At 72.2% G+C, this 1,790-nt stretch carries 3 protein-coding genes; all 3 read right to left on the bottom strand.

What is annotated here, in order from left to right; genetic code table 11:
* Positions 1-123: 123 nt before the first annotated feature.
* Positions 124-597, bottom strand: coding sequence for a single-stranded DNA-binding protein (locus tag FH969_RS14825; RefSeq protein ID WP_139987968.1), 474 nt, complete (start codon positions 595-597; stop codon positions 124-126).
* A gap of 65 nt (positions 598-662) precedes the next feature.
* On the bottom strand, positions 663-1,217 hold the full coding sequence (locus tag FH969_RS16095) for a glutaredoxin family protein (protein ID WP_139987966.1): 555 nt from the start codon (positions 1,215-1,217) through the stop codon (positions 663-665).
* On the bottom strand, positions 1,214-1,790 hold a 577-nt coding region (locus tag FH969_RS14815; protein ID WP_139987964.1), incomplete at its 5' end, for a DUF4913 domain-containing protein. The genes FH969_RS16095 and FH969_RS14815, both read right to left, overlap by 4 nt.

Here is a 1,790-nt window from a genome sequence, read left to right as displayed (position 1 = left end):
CGGCTGCGACGACCCGGGACCAGCGGGCGGCTGTGGCGTGGTGGTGGGTGTGGTCACGTCTGCTCCTTCGGTGGGGGCGACGCCGAGGCGGTGATGCCCGGTTCGACGTGGTGGAAATTGGGGCTAGAACGGGGGCTCGTCGGTGAACCCACCGGAGGGCTGCGTGGTCCAGGGGTCGGTGGTGTCTCGACCGGTCGACGCGGGCCCGGTGGGGGTGTCCCTGGGTCCGCTGCGGGGGGTGCGGGTGATCGTGGCGATGGCGTAGCGGAGGGAGGGTCCGATCTCGTCGACCTGGAGCTCGACGACGGTCCGCTTCTCCCCCTCGCGGGTCTCGTAGTCGCGTTGTGCGAGGCGGCCGTGCGCCACGACGCGCGTGCCCTTGGTGAGGGACTCGGCGAGGTTCTCGGCGGCTTCGCGCCACAGGGAGCAGCGCATGAAGACCGTGTCGCCGTCCTTCCACTCTCCGGAGCTGCGGTCGTAGGTGCGGGGGGTGGAGGCGATGGTGAAGTTGGCGACGGCGGCGCCCGAGGGGGTGAAGCGCAGCTCGGGATCTGCGGTGAGGTTCCCGACCACGGTGATGACGGTCTCGCCGGCCATGACCTACTCCTTCTCGGTGCGCCCGCGGGCGGGTGCGGCGGCGCTCAGCGCCAGGTGGGTGGGGTTCATGCGCGCATCCCCAGCCCGGGGTGCGCCGCCGGCAGCGGGGGCGCCGGGCTCGGGCGCGGCGCCGGCGTGGGGCCGGCCAACTGGGCGAGCGTGGCGGCGGCTGCGGTGAGGTGGTGGGAGTCGGCGCGCATCTGAGCCAGCCGCGCGGACAGGTCGATGACACCAGCCGGTGCGGCCGTCGTCGCCGCGGAGGTGGCGGGCGTCGGGGCGCGGGCTTCGGCTGGGTGCTCGGGCTGCAGCTGCTGATGCGTGGCCGTGTCGAGGGCGGGCGCCGCGGCGGCCGGGGTGGGGCGTTGGGCGTGGGCCCAGGTGATCGCGCGGCGGTTGTGCAGGGGGTTGTACCCGCTCCAGTGGTCCTGGTCGTCCAGGACGACGACGGGTGCGGCGGAGTAGCCGAGCTCTTCGGTGACGTAGGCGTAGGCGCGGGGGTCTTCGGTGACGTCGCGGTAGGTGAAGTCCTCCCCCTCCTGAAGGCCGGCCTTCTCGAAGGCTTTGACGGTCTGCTTGCACTGCACGCAGTTCGGCTTGCCGAACACGGTGATCGCGGTCATTTCGGCTCGTCTCCTTCGGGCGTGCGGGCCTGGGGTGGGGGGTCGGGGTGGGTGGCCAGGTCGCTGGCGACGTGGCGGTCGTAGGCGTCGGCGTCGAACGTGTTCGGGGAGGGGTAGAGGGTGGGTTCGCGGTGACCGCCGGTGCAGTTCTTCAGGCCCCATGCGGCGGTGTGGATGCGGTGCACCGTGGGGTGGAAGAAGGTCTGCAGGTAGTAGATCGCGTCGGTGGTGGGGGCCTGGTGGCCGAGGTAGGCCGTGCGCCAGGCCTCCATCAGGGCGGTGAGCTCCTCCACGACGACGGGGTGGCGGTACCAGCAGGCGGTGAGGTGCAGGGCGGAGTCGGCCTGCCCGAAGCGGGTGTTGTGCTGGTCGATCCACGCGGCGAGGTCCTGCCACAGCTGGGCCCTGGTCTGGCCGGTGACGTGCGCCCAGGAGAAGGGTGAGGGCTTGGACTTCGGGGGCGTCTTGAGCAGCTGCTCGAGCGCGGCGGTGAGGTCGCTCAGCACGGCCTCGTGCTGACCGATGACGCCTTCGGGGGTGAACTCGTCCAGGAGCTGCGCGACGTCGCCCGCG

It is taken from the genome of Miniimonas arenae, assembly GCF_006351005.1.
Classification (GTDB): Bacteria; Actinomycetota; Actinomycetes; order Actinomycetales; family Beutenbergiaceae; genus Miniimonas; species Miniimonas arenae.
The sequence above is the reverse complement of the archived record's forward strand: the minus strand, read 5'-3'. Positions and strand labels throughout refer to the sequence as shown.

Excerpts from the sequence above, each read along its gene's own strand:
- FH969_RS14825 (WP_139987968.1), bottom strand. The coding sequence starts at position 597 with ATGGCCGGCGAGACCGTCATCACCGTGGTCGGGAACCTCACCGCAGAT.
- FH969_RS16095 (WP_139987966.1), bottom strand. The coding sequence starts at position 1,217 with ATGACCGCGATCACCGTGTTCGGCAAGCCGAACTGCGTGCAGTGCAAG.